1 protein-coding gene is annotated in these 541 nt (G+C 29.9%); it reads right to left on the reverse strand.

All coding sequences use genetic code 11. The features are described from left to right. The coding region (locus IU405_RS00370) for a hypothetical protein (protein WP_197436684.1) at positions 1-500 on the reverse strand (500 nt) is incomplete at its 3' end. Positions 501-541: the final 41 nt, after the last annotated feature.

A 541-nucleotide genomic window follows, 5' to 3' on the forward strand; every position in this document is an offset into this window, starting at 1 on the left:
ATTGGAGATGTAATATAAACTTTAGGAGAATGTTCCCGATATTTTAGCAACATTTTATCTGTAGGAAGTTTTGAGTTTCTATTCCAAGGAGATAATTTTAAAATGGCATCCTTCTCAACTAATTTTTCAAATAGTTCTTTATTATAAGCGTTCGATGAACCGTGATGTGGTATTTTATAAATAATAGATTTCCCATTAATTAAAACTGAATTATTGCAAATATCTCTCCAACCCTCCTCGGGATTATCAGTTACTTCTAAATCCGCCCCCAAAAGAGCAGTAAAATCATCATATTTGAACAGTATTACTGATGATTTTTCGTTTGCAGACTTATTAACTATTGTTTTTTTAGATAATTTAAATCCGTCTAAGAGAGTAGCTATTTCATGATCAAAATTCTGTATAACAGAGTCGGAAGGGGATAACGAAAAAAGAGAACTTGACACTTGTTTTCCTTCTATATCAAAAATATTTTGATATAGAACCAAATCTCTTTTCATCCGTTTAGGGATATTATTTCTACTTTGATTAATTTCTATAC

Origin of the sequence: Polaribacter sp. BAL334 (assembly GCF_015767435.1) — a bacterium.
Classification (GTDB): Bacteria; Bacteroidota; Bacteroidia; order Flavobacteriales; family Flavobacteriaceae; genus Polaribacter.